The organism is Oceanisphaera litoralis (assembly GCF_016907015.1).
Classification (GTDB): domain Bacteria; phylum Pseudomonadota; class Gammaproteobacteria; order Enterobacterales; family Aeromonadaceae; genus Oceanimonas; species Oceanimonas litoralis.
The window spans coordinates 117,040-133,997 of record NZ_JAFBBE010000004.1; the positions used below are offsets into that span (position 1 = coordinate 117,040).

13 protein-coding genes, 1 pseudogene and 1 other annotated feature are annotated in these 16,958 nt (G+C 61.4%); of the genes and pseudogenes, 10 read left to right on the forward strand and 4 right to left on the reverse strand.

Annotation, left to right across the window (positions count from 1 at the left end):
• Window positions 1-1,575: an inactive transglutaminase family protein gene (locus tag HNR62_RS03630; RefSeq protein WP_204794720.1), complete on the forward strand. Its 1,575-nt coding sequence runs from the start codon at window positions 1-3 to the stop codon at window positions 1,573-1,575.
• Entirely contained in the window at window positions 1,568-2,542 is a 975-nt protein-coding gene (locus HNR62_RS03635) for an alpha-L-glutamate ligase-like protein (protein ID WP_204794721.1), read from the forward strand. Before HNR62_RS03630 ends, HNR62_RS03635 begins: the two co-directional genes overlap by 8 nt.
• Before the next feature lie 271 nt (window positions 2,543-2,813).
• Here the strand turns inward: HNR62_RS03635 and rluB are convergent, their stop codons facing one another.
• From rluB to rnm, 3 genes are read right to left on the reverse strand one after another with little or no spacing between them, the layout of a single operon-like run.
• Entirely contained in the window at window positions 2,814-3,746 is a 933-nt protein-coding gene (gene rluB, locus HNR62_RS03640; RefSeq protein WP_204794722.1) for a 23S rRNA pseudouridine(2605) synthase RluB, read from the reverse strand.
• Between the two features lie 9 nt (window positions 3,747-3,755).
• Window positions 3,756-4,376 carry an L-threonylcarbamoyladenylate synthase gene (locus tag HNR62_RS03645; protein ID WP_204794723.1) on the reverse strand — a complete coding sequence of 207 codons (621 nt, stop codon included), beginning with the start codon at window positions 4,374-4,376 and terminating at the stop codon, window positions 3,756-3,758.
• Window positions 4,377-4,394: 18 nt separating this feature from the next.
• Window positions 4,395-5,219 carry an RNase RNM gene (rnm, locus tag HNR62_RS03650; protein ID WP_204794724.1) on the reverse strand — a complete coding sequence of 275 codons (825 nt, stop codon included), beginning with the start codon at window positions 5,217-5,219 and terminating at the stop codon, window positions 4,395-4,397.
• Window positions 5,220-5,331: 112 nt separating this feature from the next.
• Window positions 5,332-5,434 (forward strand) — a sequence feature (Trp leader region).
• 177 nt (window positions 5,435-5,611) lie between these two features.
• On the opposite strand from rnm, the gene HNR62_RS03655 reads away from it, so the two are divergent.
• The 6 genes and pseudogenes from HNR62_RS03655 (at window position 5,612) to trpA (ending at window position 12,146) form a co-directional block, all read left to right on the forward strand.
• Window positions 5,612-7,162 (forward strand): anthranilate synthase component 1, encoded by a 1,551-nt coding sequence (locus tag HNR62_RS03655; protein WP_204794725.1) that lies wholly within the window; start codon window positions 5,612-5,614, stop codon window positions 7,160-7,162.
• Window positions 7,155-7,763, forward strand: a pseudogene (locus tag HNR62_RS16115) (aminodeoxychorismate/anthranilate synthase component II); the annotation flags it as partial. The gene HNR62_RS03655 and the pseudogene HNR62_RS16115, both read left to right, overlap by 8 nt.
• Window positions 7,764-7,772: 9 nt before the next feature.
• Window positions 7,773-8,768 (forward strand): anthranilate phosphoribosyltransferase, encoded by a 996-nt coding sequence (gene trpD, locus HNR62_RS16120; protein ID WP_239552577.1) that lies wholly within the window; start codon window positions 7,773-7,775, stop codon window positions 8,766-8,768.
• Entirely contained in the window at window positions 8,762-10,150 is a 1,389-nt protein-coding gene (gene trpCF, locus HNR62_RS03665; protein ID WP_204794727.1) for a bifunctional indole-3-glycerol-phosphate synthase TrpC/phosphoribosylanthranilate isomerase TrpF, read from the forward strand. The genes trpD and trpCF overlap by 7 nt, the downstream gene beginning before the upstream one ends.
• Window positions 10,147-11,340, forward strand: coding sequence for a tryptophan synthase subunit beta (gene trpB, locus HNR62_RS03670; RefSeq protein ID WP_204794728.1), 1,194 nt, complete (start codon window positions 10,147-10,149; stop codon window positions 11,338-11,340). The genes trpCF and trpB overlap by 4 nt, the downstream gene beginning before the upstream one ends.
• Window positions 11,337-12,146 (forward strand): tryptophan synthase subunit alpha, encoded by an 810-nt coding sequence (gene trpA, locus HNR62_RS03675; protein ID WP_204794729.1) that lies wholly within the window; start codon window positions 11,337-11,339, stop codon window positions 12,144-12,146. Before trpB ends, trpA begins: the two co-directional genes overlap by 4 nt.
• A 595-nt stretch (window positions 12,147-12,741) precedes the next feature.
• On the opposite strand, the gene HNR62_RS03680 is transcribed toward trpA, so the two are convergent.
• Window positions 12,742-13,278: a nucleoside deaminase gene (locus HNR62_RS03680; protein WP_239552567.1), complete on the reverse strand. Its 537-nt coding sequence runs from the start codon at window positions 13,276-13,278 to the stop codon at window positions 12,742-12,744.
• A 161-nt stretch (window positions 13,279-13,439) separates the two neighbouring features.
• Between HNR62_RS03680 and HNR62_RS03685 the strand changes: the two genes are divergently transcribed.
• Together HNR62_RS03685 and HNR62_RS03690 are read left to right on the forward strand one after the other, a co-directional pair.
• Window positions 13,440-14,024 carry a class I SAM-dependent methyltransferase gene (locus HNR62_RS03685; protein WP_204794730.1) on the forward strand — a complete coding sequence of 195 codons (585 nt, stop codon included), beginning with the start codon at window positions 13,440-13,442 and terminating at the stop codon, window positions 14,022-14,024.
• Window positions 14,021-16,942, forward strand: coding sequence for a DEAD/DEAH box helicase family protein (locus HNR62_RS03690; RefSeq protein ID WP_338044067.1), 2,922 nt, complete (start codon window positions 14,021-14,023; stop codon window positions 16,940-16,942). Before HNR62_RS03685 ends, HNR62_RS03690 begins: the two co-directional genes overlap by 4 nt.
• The last annotated feature ends 16 nt before the right edge of the window (window positions 16,943-16,958 follow it).

Consider the following 16,958-nt stretch of genomic DNA (forward strand, 5'->3'; position numbering starts at 1 on the left):
ATGTACTCACGCAAGCCGTTTTACCTGATCGTGGCTGCCCTGTTTCTGGTCGGCCTGGCGCTGATCCTGCACCGCCACTTCGTGTACGAAGTGCCCTGGCTGCCCGGCGAAAAGCGCCAGATCTGGTCCATCGAAGCCAAGGTGGAATTCGACGCCGGCGACAAACCGGTGAAGGCCTCACTGGCCATTCCCGGCAGCCAGCCCGGCTTTACCCTGATGAACGAATCCGCCGCCTCTCCGGGCTACGGACTCTCGTTTATCGACGCCAACGGCAGCAGCCGGGCCGAATGGTCGATTCGCAACGCATCCGGCCACCAGGAGCTGTACTACAAGGTTGACATGATGCTGGATCCCTTCGCCAGGGGCCAGCTGTCGACCCGGATCCCGACCATAATGCAGCTCGAGGTTGCCGAGCCCTATGCCACTGCCATGGATCAGGTACTGTCACTGGCCGAAGCACGTTCCTCCGACGGCATCACCCTGACCCGGGAACTGCTGAAAGAGCTGAACAACCGCGGCCAGAACGCCGAGCTGCTGGCCCAGTACAAGGCCCCGGGCCCGCTGCTGGTTGAACTGTTGCACCGCGCCAATGTACCGGCACGACTGCTCAAGGGGCTGCAGCTCGAAGACGGCCGGCGCCGCCAGCCACTGATCAATCTGGTGCAGGTATACAGCGGCGAGCAGTACGAAATATTCAACCCGGTCACCGGTGATCAGGGGCGTCAGGAACAGCTGCTGCTGTGGGAATATCATTCCGCCCCCGTGCTGGACCTGGTCGGCGGCAGCAATTCCCGGGTGACCTTCACCATGCTCGAACAGGAGCAGCCGGTGAACGTGGCGCTGGCGCAGAAGTTCGATCAGCCGGACTGGATCAACGTCTCGCTCTATAACCTGCCGCTGGAAGAACAGGCCCTGTTCAAGGGCATCTTGCTGATCCCCATCGGGGTCATGGTGGTGGTGTTCCTGCGTATTATTGTGGGGGTGAAAACCTCGGGCACCTTCATGCCGGTGCTGATCGCCATGGCCTTTATTCAGACCAGCCTGCTCACCGGCCTGGTCGGTTTCCTGCTGATCGTCGGCACCGGCCTGATACTGCGTTCCTACCTGTCGCACCTTAATCTGCTGCTGGTGGCGCGAATATCGGCGGTCATCATCATGGTGATCGGCATGATCGGCTTCTTCAGCATTGTCGCCTATCAGCTCGGCCTGACCGAAGGCATGAAAATCACCTTCTTCCCGATGATCATCCTGGCCTGGACCATAGAACGGATGTCGATTCTGTGGGAAGAAGAAGGCCCCAAGGAAGTGGTCAAGCAGGGGGGTGGCTCCCTCATGGTGGCCGTGGTGGCCTTCCTGGCCATGAACAACGAGTTTATTCGTCACCTCACCTTCAACTTCCTCGGCCTGCAGCTGATCGTGATGGCCGTGGTGCTGGTGCTGGGCAACTACACCGGTTATCGCCTGACCGAACTCAAGCGGTTCAAGCCCCTTGTTGATGAGCTGAATGTTGATGAGCTGAATGTGAATGAACAGAAAGTTGATGGACACAAGCCGGGTAAGCAGAAAAATGATTAAGCGTTGGCTTGAACAATACGCCTCGCCCTTCGCCCTCGACAAGATGGGCATCATGGGCATGAACCGGCGCAATATTTCCTATATCAGCCGCTATAATCCGCGCCGGCTCTATCCGCTGGTGGACGACAAGCTGCAGACCAAGAAAATTGCGCTGAACGCAGGCGTGACCGTGCCCGATCTGATCGGGGTGATCGAGTTTCAGCATCAGGTTGCCCGACTATGGGACATGATCAAGGACTGGCCGGGCTTCTGCATCAAGCCCGCCAAGGGCTCCGGCGGCAAGGGCATAACGGTGATCGTCAATCACGATCAGAAAAACTTCGTCAAGCCCAGCGGCAAGACCGAAACCATCGATGACCTGGAACGGCACGTATCCAACATTCTGGCCGGGCTGTTCTCGCTGGGCGGCAAGCCGGACGTGGCGCTGATTGAAGCCTTGATCAACTTCGATGATGTGTTCGACGGTTTCTCGTACGAAGGCGTGCCCGATACCCGGGTCATCGTGTTCAAGGGGTTCCCGGTGATGGCGATGATGCGGCTGTCGACCGAAGCCTCGGACGGCAAGGCCAACCTGCACCAGGGTGCCGTGGGCGTGGGGCTGGACATCAACACCGGCCGTGCCATTCGCGCCGTGCAGTTCAACCTGCCGATCCGCTATCACCCGGATACCGGCCGCGACCTGCTGGAGCTGAAGGTCCCCTACTGGGAGCAGCTGCTGAGTCTGTCGTCGTCCTGTTACGAAATGTCGGGACTGGGCTATATCGGCACCGACATGGTGCTGGACAAGCAGAAAGGGCCCATGCTGCTGGAACTCAACGCCCGCCCCGGTCTGGCCATTCAAACCGCCAACGGCGCCGGTCTGGTACCGCGACTGCGCAAAATCGAAAAGCTGGGCAAGAAGATCACCCTGACGCCGGAAGAACGAGTCACCTTCTCGCGCAAGGAATTTGCCAGCGAAGTGGTTTAGGCAAACGTAACCCCTCCCCAACCCTCCCCTTGCCTTGCACTCCGCTGTCATTCTGACAAGCCGAGACAAAGGGGAGGGAGCTAAAGCCAACAAAAACGGCGCTATTGTTCAGAGCCCGTCATCTCCGCGAAGGCGGAGATCCATGAAATAATGCACTAGATTCCCGCCTTCGCGGGAATGACGAGATAAACCCCGGGAGCTAAACCAAAAAAACGGCGCCGGGGGTAACCCCGGCGCCGTTTTTCTTACCGCTTACCGCTTATAGCTGCCCTTAAAGCCGGGTCTTGCGCTTCTGGCGCTGGCCGGTGCTGCGCGCGCGGGCCGGGGCCGGCTTTTTCTTTGCCGTGGCGCCTGCACCGGCGCCATCGCCTTTCACCCGGGAGTTGTGCTTGCGTACCGCCTTGCGGATTTGCGCCACCTGCTTGTAACGGTCGGTGGCGTGTACGTCGACCTTGCTCTGCTCTTCGTTGGTCAGGCCGACCTCATTGCGCAGGTAGTTCACCTGATCCAGCTGCATTTCGGACCAGCCGCCACGCGGCAGGTTGCGGGGCAGTTCAATCTTGCCGTAACGCACCCGGATCAACCGGCTAACCTGCATCTCCTGCGATTCCCACAGGCGACGCACTTCCCGGTTGCGGCCTTCTTTCAGGGTGACATGAAACCAGTGGTTCATGCCTTCGCCACCGTTGTACTTGATGGTGTCGAACTTGGCCATGCCATCTTCCAGCATCACACCCTTGCGCAGTCGTTGCAGCATGGCTTCGTTGACTTCGCCGAACACCCGCACCGCATATTCCCGGTCGATTTCGTGACGCGGGTGCATCAGGCGGTTGGCCAGCTCGCCGTCTGTGGTAAACAGCAGCAAACCGGAGGTATTCACGTCCAGTCGGCCCACCGCCACCCAGCGGGAACCCTGCAGCTTGGGCAGACGGTCGAATACCGTGGGGCGGCCTTCCGGATCCTTGCGGGTGCTTACCTCGCCTTCCGGCTTGTGGTAGGCCAGCACCCGGCAGATGATGTCGCCTTCGGGCTGGGTTTCTACCAAATGGCCGTCGACCCGGATGGTCTCCTTGCCGGTGACTCTGTCGCCCAGATGGGCCACGTTGCCGTTTACGCTGACCCGTCCCTGGCTTATCAGCGTTTCAATTTCGCGGCGTGAGCCCTTGCCTGCTCGGGCCAGCACTTTTTGCAGTTTTTCAGTCATATCATTCACTTATTCAAAGGGACGGATATCGCCAGCGCCTTCGCGGGCGATAACAGGGGTATTATCATACAACTCGACCACTGTGGTGGGTCTGGGATCCAGCACGCCACCGTCGATGATGAGATCGACCAGTTTTTCCAACTTTTCGCGGATCAGGTGCGGATCGTATTCCGCCTCGGTTTCACCGGGCAGGATCAGGCTGCAGGACATCAGTGGCTCGCCCAGGGCGTCCAGCAGCGCCAGGCTGATGGCGTTATCGGGCACCCGCAGGCCGATGGTTTTACGCTTGGGATTCTGCAGCCGCTTGGGCACTTCCTTGGTGGCCTGCAAAATAAAGGTATAGGCGCCGGGGGTGTTGTTTTTCATCAGCCGAAAGGCGCCATTGTCGACCCGGGCGTAAAACGACAGCTCGGAGAGATCCCGGCACACCAGGGTAAAGTTGTGCTCTTTTTCGATTTTACGGATACGACAGATACGCTCCATGGCGCTCTTGTCGCCCACCAGGCAGCCGATGGCATAACCGGAATCGGTGGGATACACCAGCACCCCGCCCTGACGCACTATGGCCACTGCCTGATTGATCAGGCGCGCCTGTGGATTGTCGGGGTGCAGTTCAAAATATTGACTCATAATTCCTCCCGGAATGATTTAGATAAAGCGTGTCCATACGGGTGTGGCTTCCTTCGGCAGCCACAGTTGCCGGCCCAGTTCCCGCCACTGGCTGGGATAGTGAAAGTCGGAACCCACCGAGGCTTCCAGCCCATGATCCTTACTCCATTGCCCCAACGTAGCACGTTCCTGCGGGCTCTGCTGTGCCATGGAAACCTCCATGGCATCGCCTCCCGCCTCGGCAAAGGCCGCCAGCATTTTTCTGACCCACTTGTTGGACAGGTCGTAACGGGTCGGATGGGCCAGCACCGCGACCCCACCGGCCTGCTGAATGGCGCTAATGGCCTCGTTCAGCGAACACCAGTTGGGCGGCGCGTAACCGGTATTGCCCCGGCTCAGATATTTCTTGAAAATCTTGGGAATCGAATCCGCCGCCCCCTGGCTCAGCAGCCATTTGGCCATGTGGGTGCGGGTAATGGGCGCATCGCCCGCCAGCGCCCGGGCCCCTTCATAGGCACCGGGAAAGCGCGCCTTTTCCAGCCGCTCGGCCATCAGCCGGGCTCTTTGCTCGCGTCGCGCTTGCTGTTCGGCCAAAAGCGCATTCAGCCCTTCATGGTGCCGCTCGATATTCAGCCCCACCACGTGCACCTCCAGCGCTTGCCACAGGCAGGAGATTTCCACCCCGTTGATCAGGCGCACGCCGTGGGTCTCGGCCGCCCGTGCCGCCTCTTCCAGCCCGGCCAAAGTATCGTGGTCGGTCAGCGCCAGCACATCCACCTCTTTTTCGGCGGCCCGGGCCAGCAACTCGGCAGGCGTCAGCTGGCCATCGGAGGCGGTGGAATGACTGTGCAGATCGATTCGCATAAAAAATCCTGTGTTCAGGGTTGACTTGCACCCCCGATTATCGGTTAACTGTATCCAGTTTCTGATTAACGAGAAGAGCGCGATGTTTCAGCAAGATTCCACGCTACGCATTATCTGGTGGTGGCACACTCCCTAATCGCGGGTGGTGTGATTTGCTGTATTCGTCTTAAAGTCTCAGCGAACATAAAAGCCCGCAACCATGCGGGCTTTTTTATTATCCAGCAAAAGGTGATGCGATGAAACCGAGCAAGAGAGTTTTTTGGCGATGGCAAGCCGGGCCGAATTTTACGCCGATACCAACGGCATTCGTGTCCATTACCGATGACGATATTGCCAGCCAGGTGATCAGGCAGATACCTGATGACCGCGACTAACTAAAAAAGGAAAACAAGATGGCGCATGGTCAGCTCCACGTGTTATTGCAAGATGCCCCCTATACCGACGATCCGCTCGCGTTATTCGCAGCCCTAACCCAACCCGGTGACAACAGCATGCTGCTGGAGTCCGCCGAAATCGACACCAAGGCCGGCACCCAGAGCCTGTTGATGCTGGACGCCTGTGTGCGCCTGGTATGCCGCCAGCATCAGGTGACCCTGACGGCCCTCAACATCAACGGCCTGCCCGCTCTTGACCTGGTTGAACAGGCGCTGGGCGGCGAGCGCAGCGGGCACCGGCTGCTGGTGACCCTGCCCCGGGCCGATGACAACCTGGACGAAGACAGCCGGCTCAAGGCCCCGTCCGTGCTGCACACCCTGCGCCTTATTCTGACTCGCTTCACCGCCAGCCAGGGCCAGCAGCACCTGTTTATGGCCGGCACCTTCTCCTACGATCTCATTGCCTCCTTCGAACAGCTGCCGAACGTGGCCGAGGGCATCAACAATTGCCCCGACTTCTGTTTCTACCTGGCCGAAACCCTGGTCACCCTGGATCACAAACAGGAAACCGGCCGCCTGTCGGCCTGTGTGTTCGACCCGGCCGAACAGGAACGTCTGCAGGCCCGGCTGGACCAACTGGCCCAGGCCTGTGGCCAGCCACACCCGGAGCCCAAGGGCGGCGAGCGACTCGAAGGCAAGATACAGGCCAGCAAGAGCGATGCCGAATTCAGAACCGATGTGGTCAACCTGAAAGAGCACATTCTGGCAGGCGATATTTTTCAGGTGGTGCCGTCGCGCAGCTTCAGCCTGCCCTGCCCGCATCCGCTGGCCGCCTATCGCAAGCTCAAGCAGACCAACCCCAGCCCCTATCTGTTCTATGTGAACGATCAGGACTTCACCCTGTTCGGCGCCAGCCCCGAGAGCTCGGTCAAGTTCGACCACCACAGCCGCCAGGTGGAAATGTACCCCATTGCCGGCACCCGCAAGCGCGGTATCAACCCGGACGGCAGCATCAACCTGGACTTGGACGGCCGCATCGAGCTGGACTTGCGCCAGGACGCCAAGGAAACCGCCGAACACCTGATGCTGGTGGATCTGGCCCGCAACGACATCGCCCGCATCAGCGAGCCCGGCAGCCGCTACGTGAAAGATCTGCTGAGCGTCGACCGCTACAGCCACGTGATGCACCTGGTATCACGCGTGGTGGGCACCCTGCGCCATGATCTGGACGCCCTGCACGGCTACCAGGCCTGCATGAACATGGGCACCCTGACCGGCGCCCCCAAAATTCGCGCCAGCGAGCTGATCCGCCAGACAGAACAGCAACGCCGGGGCAGCTACGGCGGCGCCGTCGGCTACCTCACTGGCCTGGGCGACATGGACACCTGCATCGTCATTCGCTCCGCCTTTGTCAGCAACGGCGTGGCCCATGTGCAGGCCGGCGCCGGCGTGGTGTACGACTCCCACCCCCAGTCGGAAGCCGACGAAACCCGCAACAAGGCGGCGGCGGTACTCAATGCCATCGCCCTGGCCCACGGCACCACACTGGCGGAGGTGAGCCATGACTAATACCGCAGCCAATACCGTATTCCTGCTCGACAACTACGACTCCTTCACCTACAACCTGGTGGATCAGTTCCGCACCCTGGGTGCCACCGTCAAGGTCTATCGCAACACGGTACCGGTGGCGCAACTGATCGCCGTTATGGAGCAGGGTGAGCAGCAGGGCGAGCGGCCCATTCTGGTGCTCTCGCCCGGCCCGGGCATTCCCAGCGAGGCCGGTAACATGCCGGCCCTCATTAATGCCTGCATCGGTCGCTTCCCCATCCTCGGCATTTGCCTGGGCCATCAGGCCCTGGTGGAGCACTACGGCGGCACTGTGGAAAGCGCCGGCGAAATCAAGCACGGCAAAACCTCGCTTATCAGCCATAACGGCCAGGGAGTCTTTGCCAACCTGTCCAACCCGCTGCCGGTGGCCCGCTACCACTCGCTGGTGGGCACCAAAATCCCCAGCACCCTGCCGGTGATTGCCGACTATCAGGGCATGACCATGGCGGTGCAGGATACCGCCAAGCGCGTACTGGGCTTTCAGTTTCATCCCGAATCCATCATGACTACGGAGGGTGCACAATTGCTGGCACAAGGACTGGACTTTTTAAGTGCACCGGAAACCAAAGCCATGGATCAGCTGTATCGTGGCGAGCACATCAGCCGCAGCCAGGCACAGGCCCTGTTTGGCGATTTGATCAAGGGCGACATGGATCAGATGACCATGGCGTCTTTGCTGACCGTGCTGAAAATGAAAGGCGAAACCCCGGATGAAATTGCCGGCGCGGCGCAAGCCTTGCTGGAGGCCGCCTCACCCTTCCCCCGTCCGGACTATCCGTTCTGCGACATCGTCGGCACCGGTGGCGATGGCATGAACATCTTTAACGTCTCGACCACGTCGGCCCTGGTGGCCGCCGCCTGTGGTCTTAAAGTAGCCAAGCACGGCAACCGCGGCGTGTCTTCCAAGTCCGGTTCTTCCGATCTGCTGGAGCAACTGGGCATAGACCTGAACATGAGCCCGGAGCGCGCACGCCGCTGCCTGGATGAAGTGAACGCCTGTTTCCTGTTTGCGCCCAACTACCATGGCGGCATGCGCAATGCCATGCCGGTGCGCCAGGCCCTGAAAACCCGCACCATCTTCAACGTGCTGGGCCCCCTGATCAACCCGGCCCGCCCCGACTTTATGCTGCTGGGGGTGTATGCGCCCGAACTGGTGCGTCCCATTGCCGACACCCTGGTCGCCATGGGCCTGAAACGCGGCATGGTGGTCCATGGCAGCGGCCTGGATGAAATTGCCATTCACGGCCCCACCATGGTGGCGGAAATCAACCACGGCGTGATCAGTGAATACCGCATCACCCCCGAAGAGCTGGGGCTGGAACGTTACCCCATCAGCGCCGTTGCCGGCGGTGAGCCCAGTGAAAACAAGGCCATTACCTTAAGCCTGCTGCAAGGCGGCGGCACCCCTGCCCAACAGGGCGTGATAGCCATGAACGTGGCGCCCCTGTTGATGATGAGCGGCCAGGCCACGACCTTAAAAGAAGCGGTTAGCCAGGTGCTGGCTGTGTTAAAGTCGGGCAAAGCCATGGAAGTAGCCAACAAACTGGCGGAGTTGAGTCAATGTTGAATACCGTTCTCGGCAAGATCGTTGCCGACAAGAAAGTCTGGGTAAAAGCCCGCAAGCAGACCCAGCCCCTGAGCAGTTTTGAAGCCGAGCTGACCCCCAGCGATCGCAGCTTCGAGGCGGCCCTGGCCGCCGGCAAGCCGGCCTTTATCCTCGAATGCAAGAAGGCCTCCCCCTCCAAGGGGCTGATCCGCGACGACTTCAACCCGGAAGCCATCGCCGATATTTACCACCGCTACGCCTCGGCCATTTCGGTGCTGACCGACGAAAAGTATTTTCAGGGCCAGTTCGAGTTTGTAACCCGGGTACGCGGCCGGGTCACCCAGCCGGTGATCTGCAAGGATTTCATCATCGATCCCTACCAGATCAAGCTGGCGCGCCATTACCAGGCCGACGCCATCCTGCTGATGCTGTCGGTGGTCGATGACGACCAGTACCGCGAGCTGGCCGCCGTGGCCAAATCACTGAACATGGGCGTGCTGACCGAGGTGATAAGCGAAGAAGAAGTGCAGCGGGCCATCGCGCTGGATGCCAAAGTCATCGGCATCAACAACCGGGATCTGCGCGACTTGAGTATCGATCTCGAGCGTACCCGGGCGCTGTCCGCGCTGATCCCCGAGGATCGCCTGGTTATCTCCGAATCCGGCATCCATCACCATGCCCAGGTGAAGGAACTGTCTGCCCATGCCGACGGCTTTCTGGTGGGCAGCTCGCTGATGTCGGAAGATGACCTGGATATGGCCGCCCGCCGGCTGATTTTGGGTGACAACAAGGTCTGTGGCCTGACCCGGCCCCAGGACGCCGCCGCCGTCTACCAGGCCGGCGCCGTGTTTGGTGGCCTGATCTTCGTGGCCCAAAGCCCCCGCTGCGTGGATATCAGCCAGGCCCGGACCGTGATGGCCGCCGCTCCGCTTCAGTATGTGGGCGTGTTCCGTAACCACGCCGTTGGCGAGGTGGTCACTACCGCCCGCGAGCTGGGCCTGAGTGTGGTGCAGCTACACGGCAATGAAGACGACGCCTATATAGGCGAACTGAAGCAGCTGCTGCCCGGCGTGGCGATATGGAAAGCGGTGCCGGTAACCGACAGCCTGCCCGCCCTGCCGCAGCAGGCCGACCGGCTGCTGTTCGACACCAAAGTCGGCGGCCAGAGCGGCGGCACTGGCCAGGCCTTTGACTGGCAGCTGCTGGCCAATATCGACAAGGCCAATGCCATGCTGGCCGGCGGCCTGAACCCGACCAACACCGCCGCCGCCGCCGCCCTGGGCTGCATCGGCCTGGACCTGAATTCCGGCGTGGAAAGCGCCCCCGGCCAGAAAGACCCGGCCAGGCTGAACGCCGCCTTTGCTTCTCTCAGACACTACGGACGCAGGATAACCAAATCATGAGCTTACTTAACCCCTTTTTCGGCGAGTTTGGCGGCATGTATGTGCCGCAGATTTTGATGCCGGCGCTGCTGCAACTGGAGCAGGCTTTTGTGGATGCCGAGCAGGATCCGGAATTCGAGCGGGAATTTCGCGAACTGCTGAGCGAATACGCCGGCCGTCCCACCCCGCTGACCCGGGTGCGCAACCTGGCCGCCAACACCAAAACCCGCATCTACCTGAAACGGGAAGACCTGCTGCACGGCGGCGCCCACAAGACCAACCAGGTACTGGGCCAGGCGCTGCTGGCCAAGCGCATGGGCAAGAAGCGCATTATCGCCGAAACCGGCGCCGGTCAGCACGGGGTGGCCACGGCGCTGGCCTGCGCCCTGATGGGCATGGAATGCATCGTCTACATGGGCGCCAAGGACTGCGAACGCCAAAAGCCCAACGTATTCCGCATGGAGCTGATGGGCGCCAAGGTCATACCGGTGCACGCCGGTGCCGCCACCCTCAAGGACGCCTGCAACGAAGCCATGCGCGACTGGGCCGCCAACTACGAAACCACCCACTACATGCTGGGCACCGCCGCCGGCCCCCACCCCTTCCCCACCATAGTGCGTGAATTTCAGCGCATGATAGGTGAAGAAGCCAAGGTGCAGATAATGGAGCACGAGGCGCGCCTGCCGGATGCGGTGATCGCCTGCGTGGGCGGTGGCTCCAACGCCATTGGCCTGTTCGCCGACTTTATCGACGAAGACAGCGTCAGACTGATCGGCGTAGAGCCGGCCGGCAAGGGCATTGACACCGGCGAGCACGGCGCCACCCTGGGCGAAGGCACCAGGGGCGTATTCTTCGGCATGCTCTCCCTGATGATGCATGACGCAGACGGCCAGGTAGAAGAGTCCTACTCCGTTTCTGCCGGGCTGGACTTTCCTTCGGTCGGCCCCCAGCACGCCTATCTGGCCACCACAGGCCGCGCCCAGTATGTGTCCGTGACCGACGAAGAAGCCCTGAACGCCTTCCAGGCCCTGGCCCGTAACGAAGGCATCATACCCGCGCTGGAGTCTTCCCATGCCCTGGCCTACGCCTTGAAAATGGCCGAAGCCGAGCCGGAAAAAGAGCAGGTGCTGGTGGTCAACCTGTCCGGTCGTGGCGACAAGGACATCTTTACCGTCGCCGATATTCTCGAGCAGCAAGGAGCCCTGAAATGAGCCGTTACGATCGTTTGTTTGACCGCCTCAAGGCCAAAAATGAAGGCGCCTTCGTGCCCTTCGTGACCCTGGGCGACCCGACGCCCGAGCACTCGCTCAAGGTGATTGACGCCCTGGTGGCCGGTGGCGCCGACGCCCTGGAGCTGGGCATTCCCTTCTCCGATCCGGTGGCCGACGGCCCCACCATCCAGGCCGCCACCCTGCGCGCCCGGGGCGCCGGCACCAACTCGACAATCTGCTTCGAGCTGCTGGCACAGGTGCGGGCAAAATATCCCGAGCTGCCCATCGGCCTGCTGGTGTACGCCAACCTGGTGTATGCACCGGGGATGGACAGCTTCTATGGCCGCGCCGCCCAGGCCGGGGTGGACTCGGTGCTGGTGGCCGACGTGCCGGTAGAAATGGCGGCCCCCTTCAAGGCCGCCGCCGACCGGGCCGGGGTAGAAACCATCTTTATCGCCCCGCCCAACGGCGACGACGCCACCCTGAAGGCGGTGGCCGAAACCGGCTCCGGCTATACCTACCTGCTGAGCCGCGCCGGGGTGACCGGCACCGAGACCAAGGCCGGCAAGCCGATAGACACCCTGCTCGCCACCCTGGCCAAATATAACGCCCCGCCCTCGCTGCTCGGCTTTGGCATCTCCACCCCACAGCAGGTGCGCGACGCCATTGCGGCCGGCGCCGCCGGCGCCATCTCCGGCTCCGCCGTGGTCAAGATCATCGAACAACACCTGAGCAACCCCCAGGCCATGCTCGACGCCCTGACCGGCTTCGTACAGGACATGAAGGCCGCGACCAGACAAAGCTGAAAGCTATAAAGCCGTAAGCCGTAAGCCGTAAATAAAAAACCGTAGACGATTCTGCCTACGGCTTTTTTGTTGCCGCGTTCCTGCATATTCGTGGGGGCGAACTCATTTTCGTAGGGTCGAATTCATTCGACCAATGGCCACACAAGATCCTCCCCGTTGCTGCCATCGCTCTCCGTATGCGGATTTGTTCCCGCGTTCCACTCGTCATTCCCGCGAAGGCGGGAATCCATGGCAAATCGGCACCCGCTTACCATCGACGCCGAGCCGCCCCTCCCCCTTGGCAGCGGCATACCAGGCATAACGGCGAGTCTTCCCCAGCTCCCCTCGTCATTCCCGCGAAGGCGGGAATCCAGTAGGGTCGAATTCATTCGACCAATAGACACACAGCAACCCTCCCCTTGCGTTGCACCTCGCTGTTATTCTGCCAAATTCCAGGTTAAGGGGAGGGAGCAGACCGACGCCGAACTGCCCCTCCCCCTTGGCAGCGACCTAACAGGCACGGCTGCGGATCTTCCCCAGGGGGAGGCTGGGTGGGGGTGTCGCTTTGGGCTGGGTGGGGGTGTCATTTTGGCCAAGCCGTCTTACCTCTGATAGCTCACGACTTATGGCCGTCTTTGATCCCGAAATACCGCTTGTGCAACTCGCGGATTTGCTCGGCCAGCTCGGGCACCGGGCCCGCTACTTCAATTTCCGGTGCCACCTCGTTGATGGCCAGCGGGTTCACCGGCGAGGCGGGTAGCCCCCACTCGGCACACCACCCGGAAAACTGCTCCGCCGAGCTGGCATACACAATGCGCCCCAGTCCCGCCCAGGCGTGTGCCGCTGCACACATGGGGCAATGCTCGCCCGAGGTATACAGGGTGGACCGGGCCCGCTCGGTTTCATTCAAATGCTCGGCCGCCCAGTGTGCCAGCGCCACCTCCGGGTGCCAGGTCGGTTCATGGCTGTTGATCCGGTTGTGATCCTCCGCCAGCACAGCGCCCTCTGCCGATACCAGCACAGAGCCAAAGGCCATGTCGCCACCGTCCAGTGCCTCTTCCGCCAATGCCACGCAACGGCGCAAATGTCGTACATCCTGTTCGTTCAAGGCCATTGTTACCCCCATATCAATCAGCAAGATAAGCCGGAGCATATTTCGTTCATCACAAGCCGACCGGCGCCGGCACCACCATGCCAGTACCACAATATAGCCACAGCACGCCCCCAACAAGAAGACTCCAACGGCAAAAGCTGTTTACGCCCGGCGACTGTCTGATAAGGTACTGAACAAACAAAAATATCAAAGCCGGGAACATGTCCATCAACTACTACCAGCAACAGGCCGGGCACTTCTATCAAAGTACCGTCACCCTAGACATGACGCCGCTTTACCACCGTTTTCTGCCCCGGGTGCCGGCCGGTGGCCATATCCTGGATGCCGGCTGCGGCTCGGGGCGAGACAGCCTGCATTTTTCCCGCCTGGGTTACAAGGTGACCGCCTTCGACGCCAGCCCGGCGCTGGTAGAACTGGCCCGCCGGCATACCGGATTACCTGTGGCGCAGTGCCGGTTTGATGAGTTCAAGGCGCCAACACCGGCAGACGCCATCTGGGCCTGCGCCTCGCTGCTGCATGTGCCGCAGGCCGAACTGGCCGCGGTGATGGCTCATCTGGCCGAGCAACTGAAGCCCGGCGGCGTGTTTTACTGCTCTTTCAAATACGGCCAGGGCGAAAGCAGCCGCGAGGGCCGCCATTTCACCAATCTGGATGAAAGCGGGCTGAAACAACTGCTGCAGAGCCTGCCGCTGCACATCGCCGAACAATGGCAAACCGGCGATCTGCGCCCCGGCCGGGAACAGGAACCCTGGCTCAACGCCCTGCTGGTGAAGGTGACACCGTGACAGCACCGCAGCTATTAACCGGTGGCAGCCGGAACGATCCCGGCTTCAACCAGCCGCTGCTTGGCCCCCTGCTGGATGCCATCAACGCCACCGGCGAAGGCAGCCATATCGGTATTGCCGTGTCCTTTATCCGCATGAGCGGGCTGGCACTGCTGCAGGATGCCCTGTTCGAAGCTTTGGACAGAGGCGTGCAACTGAAGATAGTCACCTCCGACTACCTGGACGTGACCGAACCGGTGGCCCTGCGCCAGCTAATGCTGCTGGCCGAGCGGGGCGCGTGCGTCGGCATCTATGAAAGCGCCGCTAATGCGGGCTTCCATCTCAAGTCCTGCCTGTTTATTCAACAACATACAAAGGAACGCCTGCAGGGTCTGGGCTTCGTCGGCTCCAGCAATATCTCCCGTGCCGCCCTTACCGACTCGCTGGAATGGAACTGGTGCCTGCGGGTGGACGACGACGGCACCAGCCCCGCCGCCGCCAGCCTGCTGGAGCTGCAGGCCAATATGAACCAACTGGCACAGGATGCCCGGGTGGTGCCGCTCGGCCACGACTGGATAGACGCCTACCTGATCCGCTACCGGCAAAGCCCGCTTACCGGCCTGCGGCTAGTTACCGGTGACAGCACAACCGATGACGAGACCCTGCGCGAAACGCCCCTGCCCAACGCCGTGCAACAGGAGGCCCTGGCGGCGCTGCAGGCCAGCCGCAGCCAGGGCTACCGGCGCGGCCTGGTAGTGATGGCCACCGGCCTGGGCAAGACCTGGCTGGCCGCCTTCGATGCGCGCCAGATACAAGCACAAAGGCTGCTGTTTGTGGCCCACAGAGACGAGATCATCCGCCAGGCTCAGGACACCTTCATTCGCCTGCAGCCCCAGGCTCACACCGGGCTTTATACCGGCGAACGGCAGGAACAGGCCGACTGGCTGTTTGCCTCGGTGCAGACCCTGGGGCGGGCCGAGCACCTGCGCAACTTCAAGCCGGATCACTTCGACTACATCATCGTCGACGAATTTCACCACGCCACCGCGCCCACCTACCGCCGGCTGCTGGATCATTTTCGCCCCCGCTTCCTGCTCGGGCTGACCGCCACCCCGGACCGCACCGATCAGGCCGACATTCTGGCCCTGTGCGACGACAACCTGGTGTTCGAGCGGGGACTGCGTGACGCCATTGTGGGCCGGCACCTGGTGCCCTTCGTGTATCAGGGCGTGTACGACGAGCACATCGACTACAACGAAATTCCCTGGCGCAACGGCCGCTTCGATCCCGAGGCGCTGGATACCGCCTTCGCCAGTAAAAAACGCGCCAGGCACGCCCTGGCCCAGTGGCAAAACTTCGCCCAGAGTCGCACCCTGGCCTTCTGCATCTCGACCCGCCACGCCGACTTCATGGCCCGGATATTCAACGATGCGGGCATTCGCACCGCCGCCGTCTATTCCGGCTCGAAGACCCCCCGCAACCAGGCGCTGACCGACCTGGCCGAAGGTCGGTTACAGGTCATCTTCTCGGTGGATCTGTTCAACGAAGGCACCGACCTGCCTGCCATCGACACCCTGCTGATGCTGCGCCCCACCGAATCGCGCATCGTCTTTCTGCAGCAACTGGGCCGGGGCCTGCGCCTGCATCCGGGCAAGCGGCGGCTGATGGTGGTCGATCTGGTGGGCAACCACAGGGCCTGCCTGTTCAAGCCGGAGCTGTTGCAGGAGATCACCGGTATTGCAGGCGGCAGCGACCAAACCACGCCGGTGCTGCCCGAAGGCTGCTTTATCAACCTTGAACCCGAGCTGATCCCGCTGCTGGAACAACTGCGCCATGGCGGCCGGGTGAAGGTGGTGGACGATTACCGGCAGCTTAAAGATCGGCTGGGCCACCGCCCCACTGCGGTGCAGGCCTTTCAGGCCGGGCTGGACTTTGGCAAGCTGCGCAAACAGCACGGCAGCTGGTTTGAACTGGCACAAGGTGAAGGGGATTTATCCGCCGAGGCCGACCAGGTACTGGCCAGGTGGCGGGACTTTCTGCTGACCGGCATCGAGACCACTACCCTCGTCAAGAGCTTCAAGATAGTGCTGTTGCAGGCCCTGCTGGAGCTGGACGGCCTGCGCCAGCCGCCCACCCTGGCGGCACTGGCCGAACAGTCGCGCTATGTGCTGGAACGCCACCCGGACCTGCTGCAGCTCGACCTGCCTGCCAGACAACAGACCATGACCGCCGACTCCCCCGCTTGGCTGCGTTACTGGCAGGGCAACCCGATCAAGTTCAGCACCGGCGGCAACCAGGACTCAAAGGCCGAATACTGGTTCGAGATCAAGAACGACCGCTTCTGCCCCCGCTTCGAGCTGCCCACCGAGGAACTGGATACCCTGCATTTGATGATGCAGGAACTGGTGGATCTGCGCCTGGCCGAATACCGCCGCCGCAAGGCGCCGAGGCTGGCAAAAGCGAAGCAACAGGCATCCAGCCAGGCTAGCGCACCGGTGACCGAGGTCATCGAACTGCCCTGTTTTCCCGACTTACGCATTGCCTGCGGCCATTTCAAGACCGGCCACAACGACCACACAGAACTGATGGCCGTACCGATAACAGGCCTTTACGGCCAGCTCGATCCTGCCCGCCACTTTCTGGCCCGGGCCAGCGGCCACTCCATGAACGGCGGCAAACAGCCGGTGCAGGACGGCGACTTGTTGCTGCTGGAATGGATAACGCCACAAACCGCCGGCAGCATCAGCAACCAGACCCTGGCCATAGAGCGGCAGGACGAGTCCGGCGACAACCAATACCTGCTGCGGCTAGTGAAGAAAAATCCGGACGGCGGCTATCGACTGCACGCCACCAACCCGGATTATGAAGATCTGGCCGCCACCGACGAGATGAAGCCTTTTGCACGGTTCAGGGGTGTGATTGCAGAGCAAGCTCAATAACAATAAACATAAAAAC

What these genes read in the sequence shown, in the direction of transcription:
- rluB (WP_204794722.1), bottom strand. Translation starts at nt 3,746, where the DNA reads ATGACTGAAAAACTGCAAAAAGTGCTGGCCCGAGCAGGCAAGGGCTCA.
- HNR62_RS03630 (WP_204794720.1), top strand. Translation starts at nt 1, where the DNA reads ATGTACTCACGCAAGCCGTTTTACCTGATCGTGGCTGCCCTGTTTCTG.
- trpA (WP_204794729.1), top strand. Translation starts at nt 11,337, where the DNA reads ATGAGCCGTTACGATCGTTTGTTTGACCGCCTCAAGGCCAAAAATGAA.
- trpB (WP_204794728.1), top strand. Translation starts at nt 10,147, where the DNA reads ATGAGCTTACTTAACCCCTTTTTCGGCGAGTTTGGCGGCATGTATGTG.
- HNR62_RS03680 (WP_239552567.1), bottom strand. Translation starts at nt 13,278, where the DNA reads ATGCTCCGGCTTATCTTGCTGATTGATATGGGGGTAACAATGGCCTTG.
- HNR62_RS03685 (WP_204794730.1), top strand. Translation starts at nt 13,440, where the DNA reads ATGTCCATCAACTACTACCAGCAACAGGCCGGGCACTTCTATCAAAGT.
- HNR62_RS03655 (WP_204794725.1), top strand. Translation starts at nt 5,612, where the DNA reads ATGGCGCATGGTCAGCTCCACGTGTTATTGCAAGATGCCCCCTATACC.
- HNR62_RS03635 (WP_204794721.1), top strand. Translation starts at nt 1,568, where the DNA reads ATGATTAAGCGTTGGCTTGAACAATACGCCTCGCCCTTCGCCCTCGAC.
- trpCF (WP_204794727.1), top strand. Translation starts at nt 8,762, where the DNA reads ATGTTGAATACCGTTCTCGGCAAGATCGTTGCCGACAAGAAAGTCTGG.
- trpD (WP_239552577.1), top strand. Translation starts at nt 7,773, where the DNA reads ATGGATCAGCTGTATCGTGGCGAGCACATCAGCCGCAGCCAGGCACAG.
- HNR62_RS03645 (WP_204794723.1), bottom strand. Translation starts at nt 4,376, where the DNA reads ATGAGTCAATATTTTGAACTGCACCCCGACAATCCACAGGCGCGCCTG.
- rnm (WP_204794724.1), bottom strand. Translation starts at nt 5,219, where the DNA reads ATGCGAATCGATCTGCACAGTCATTCCACCGCCTCCGATGGCCAGCTG.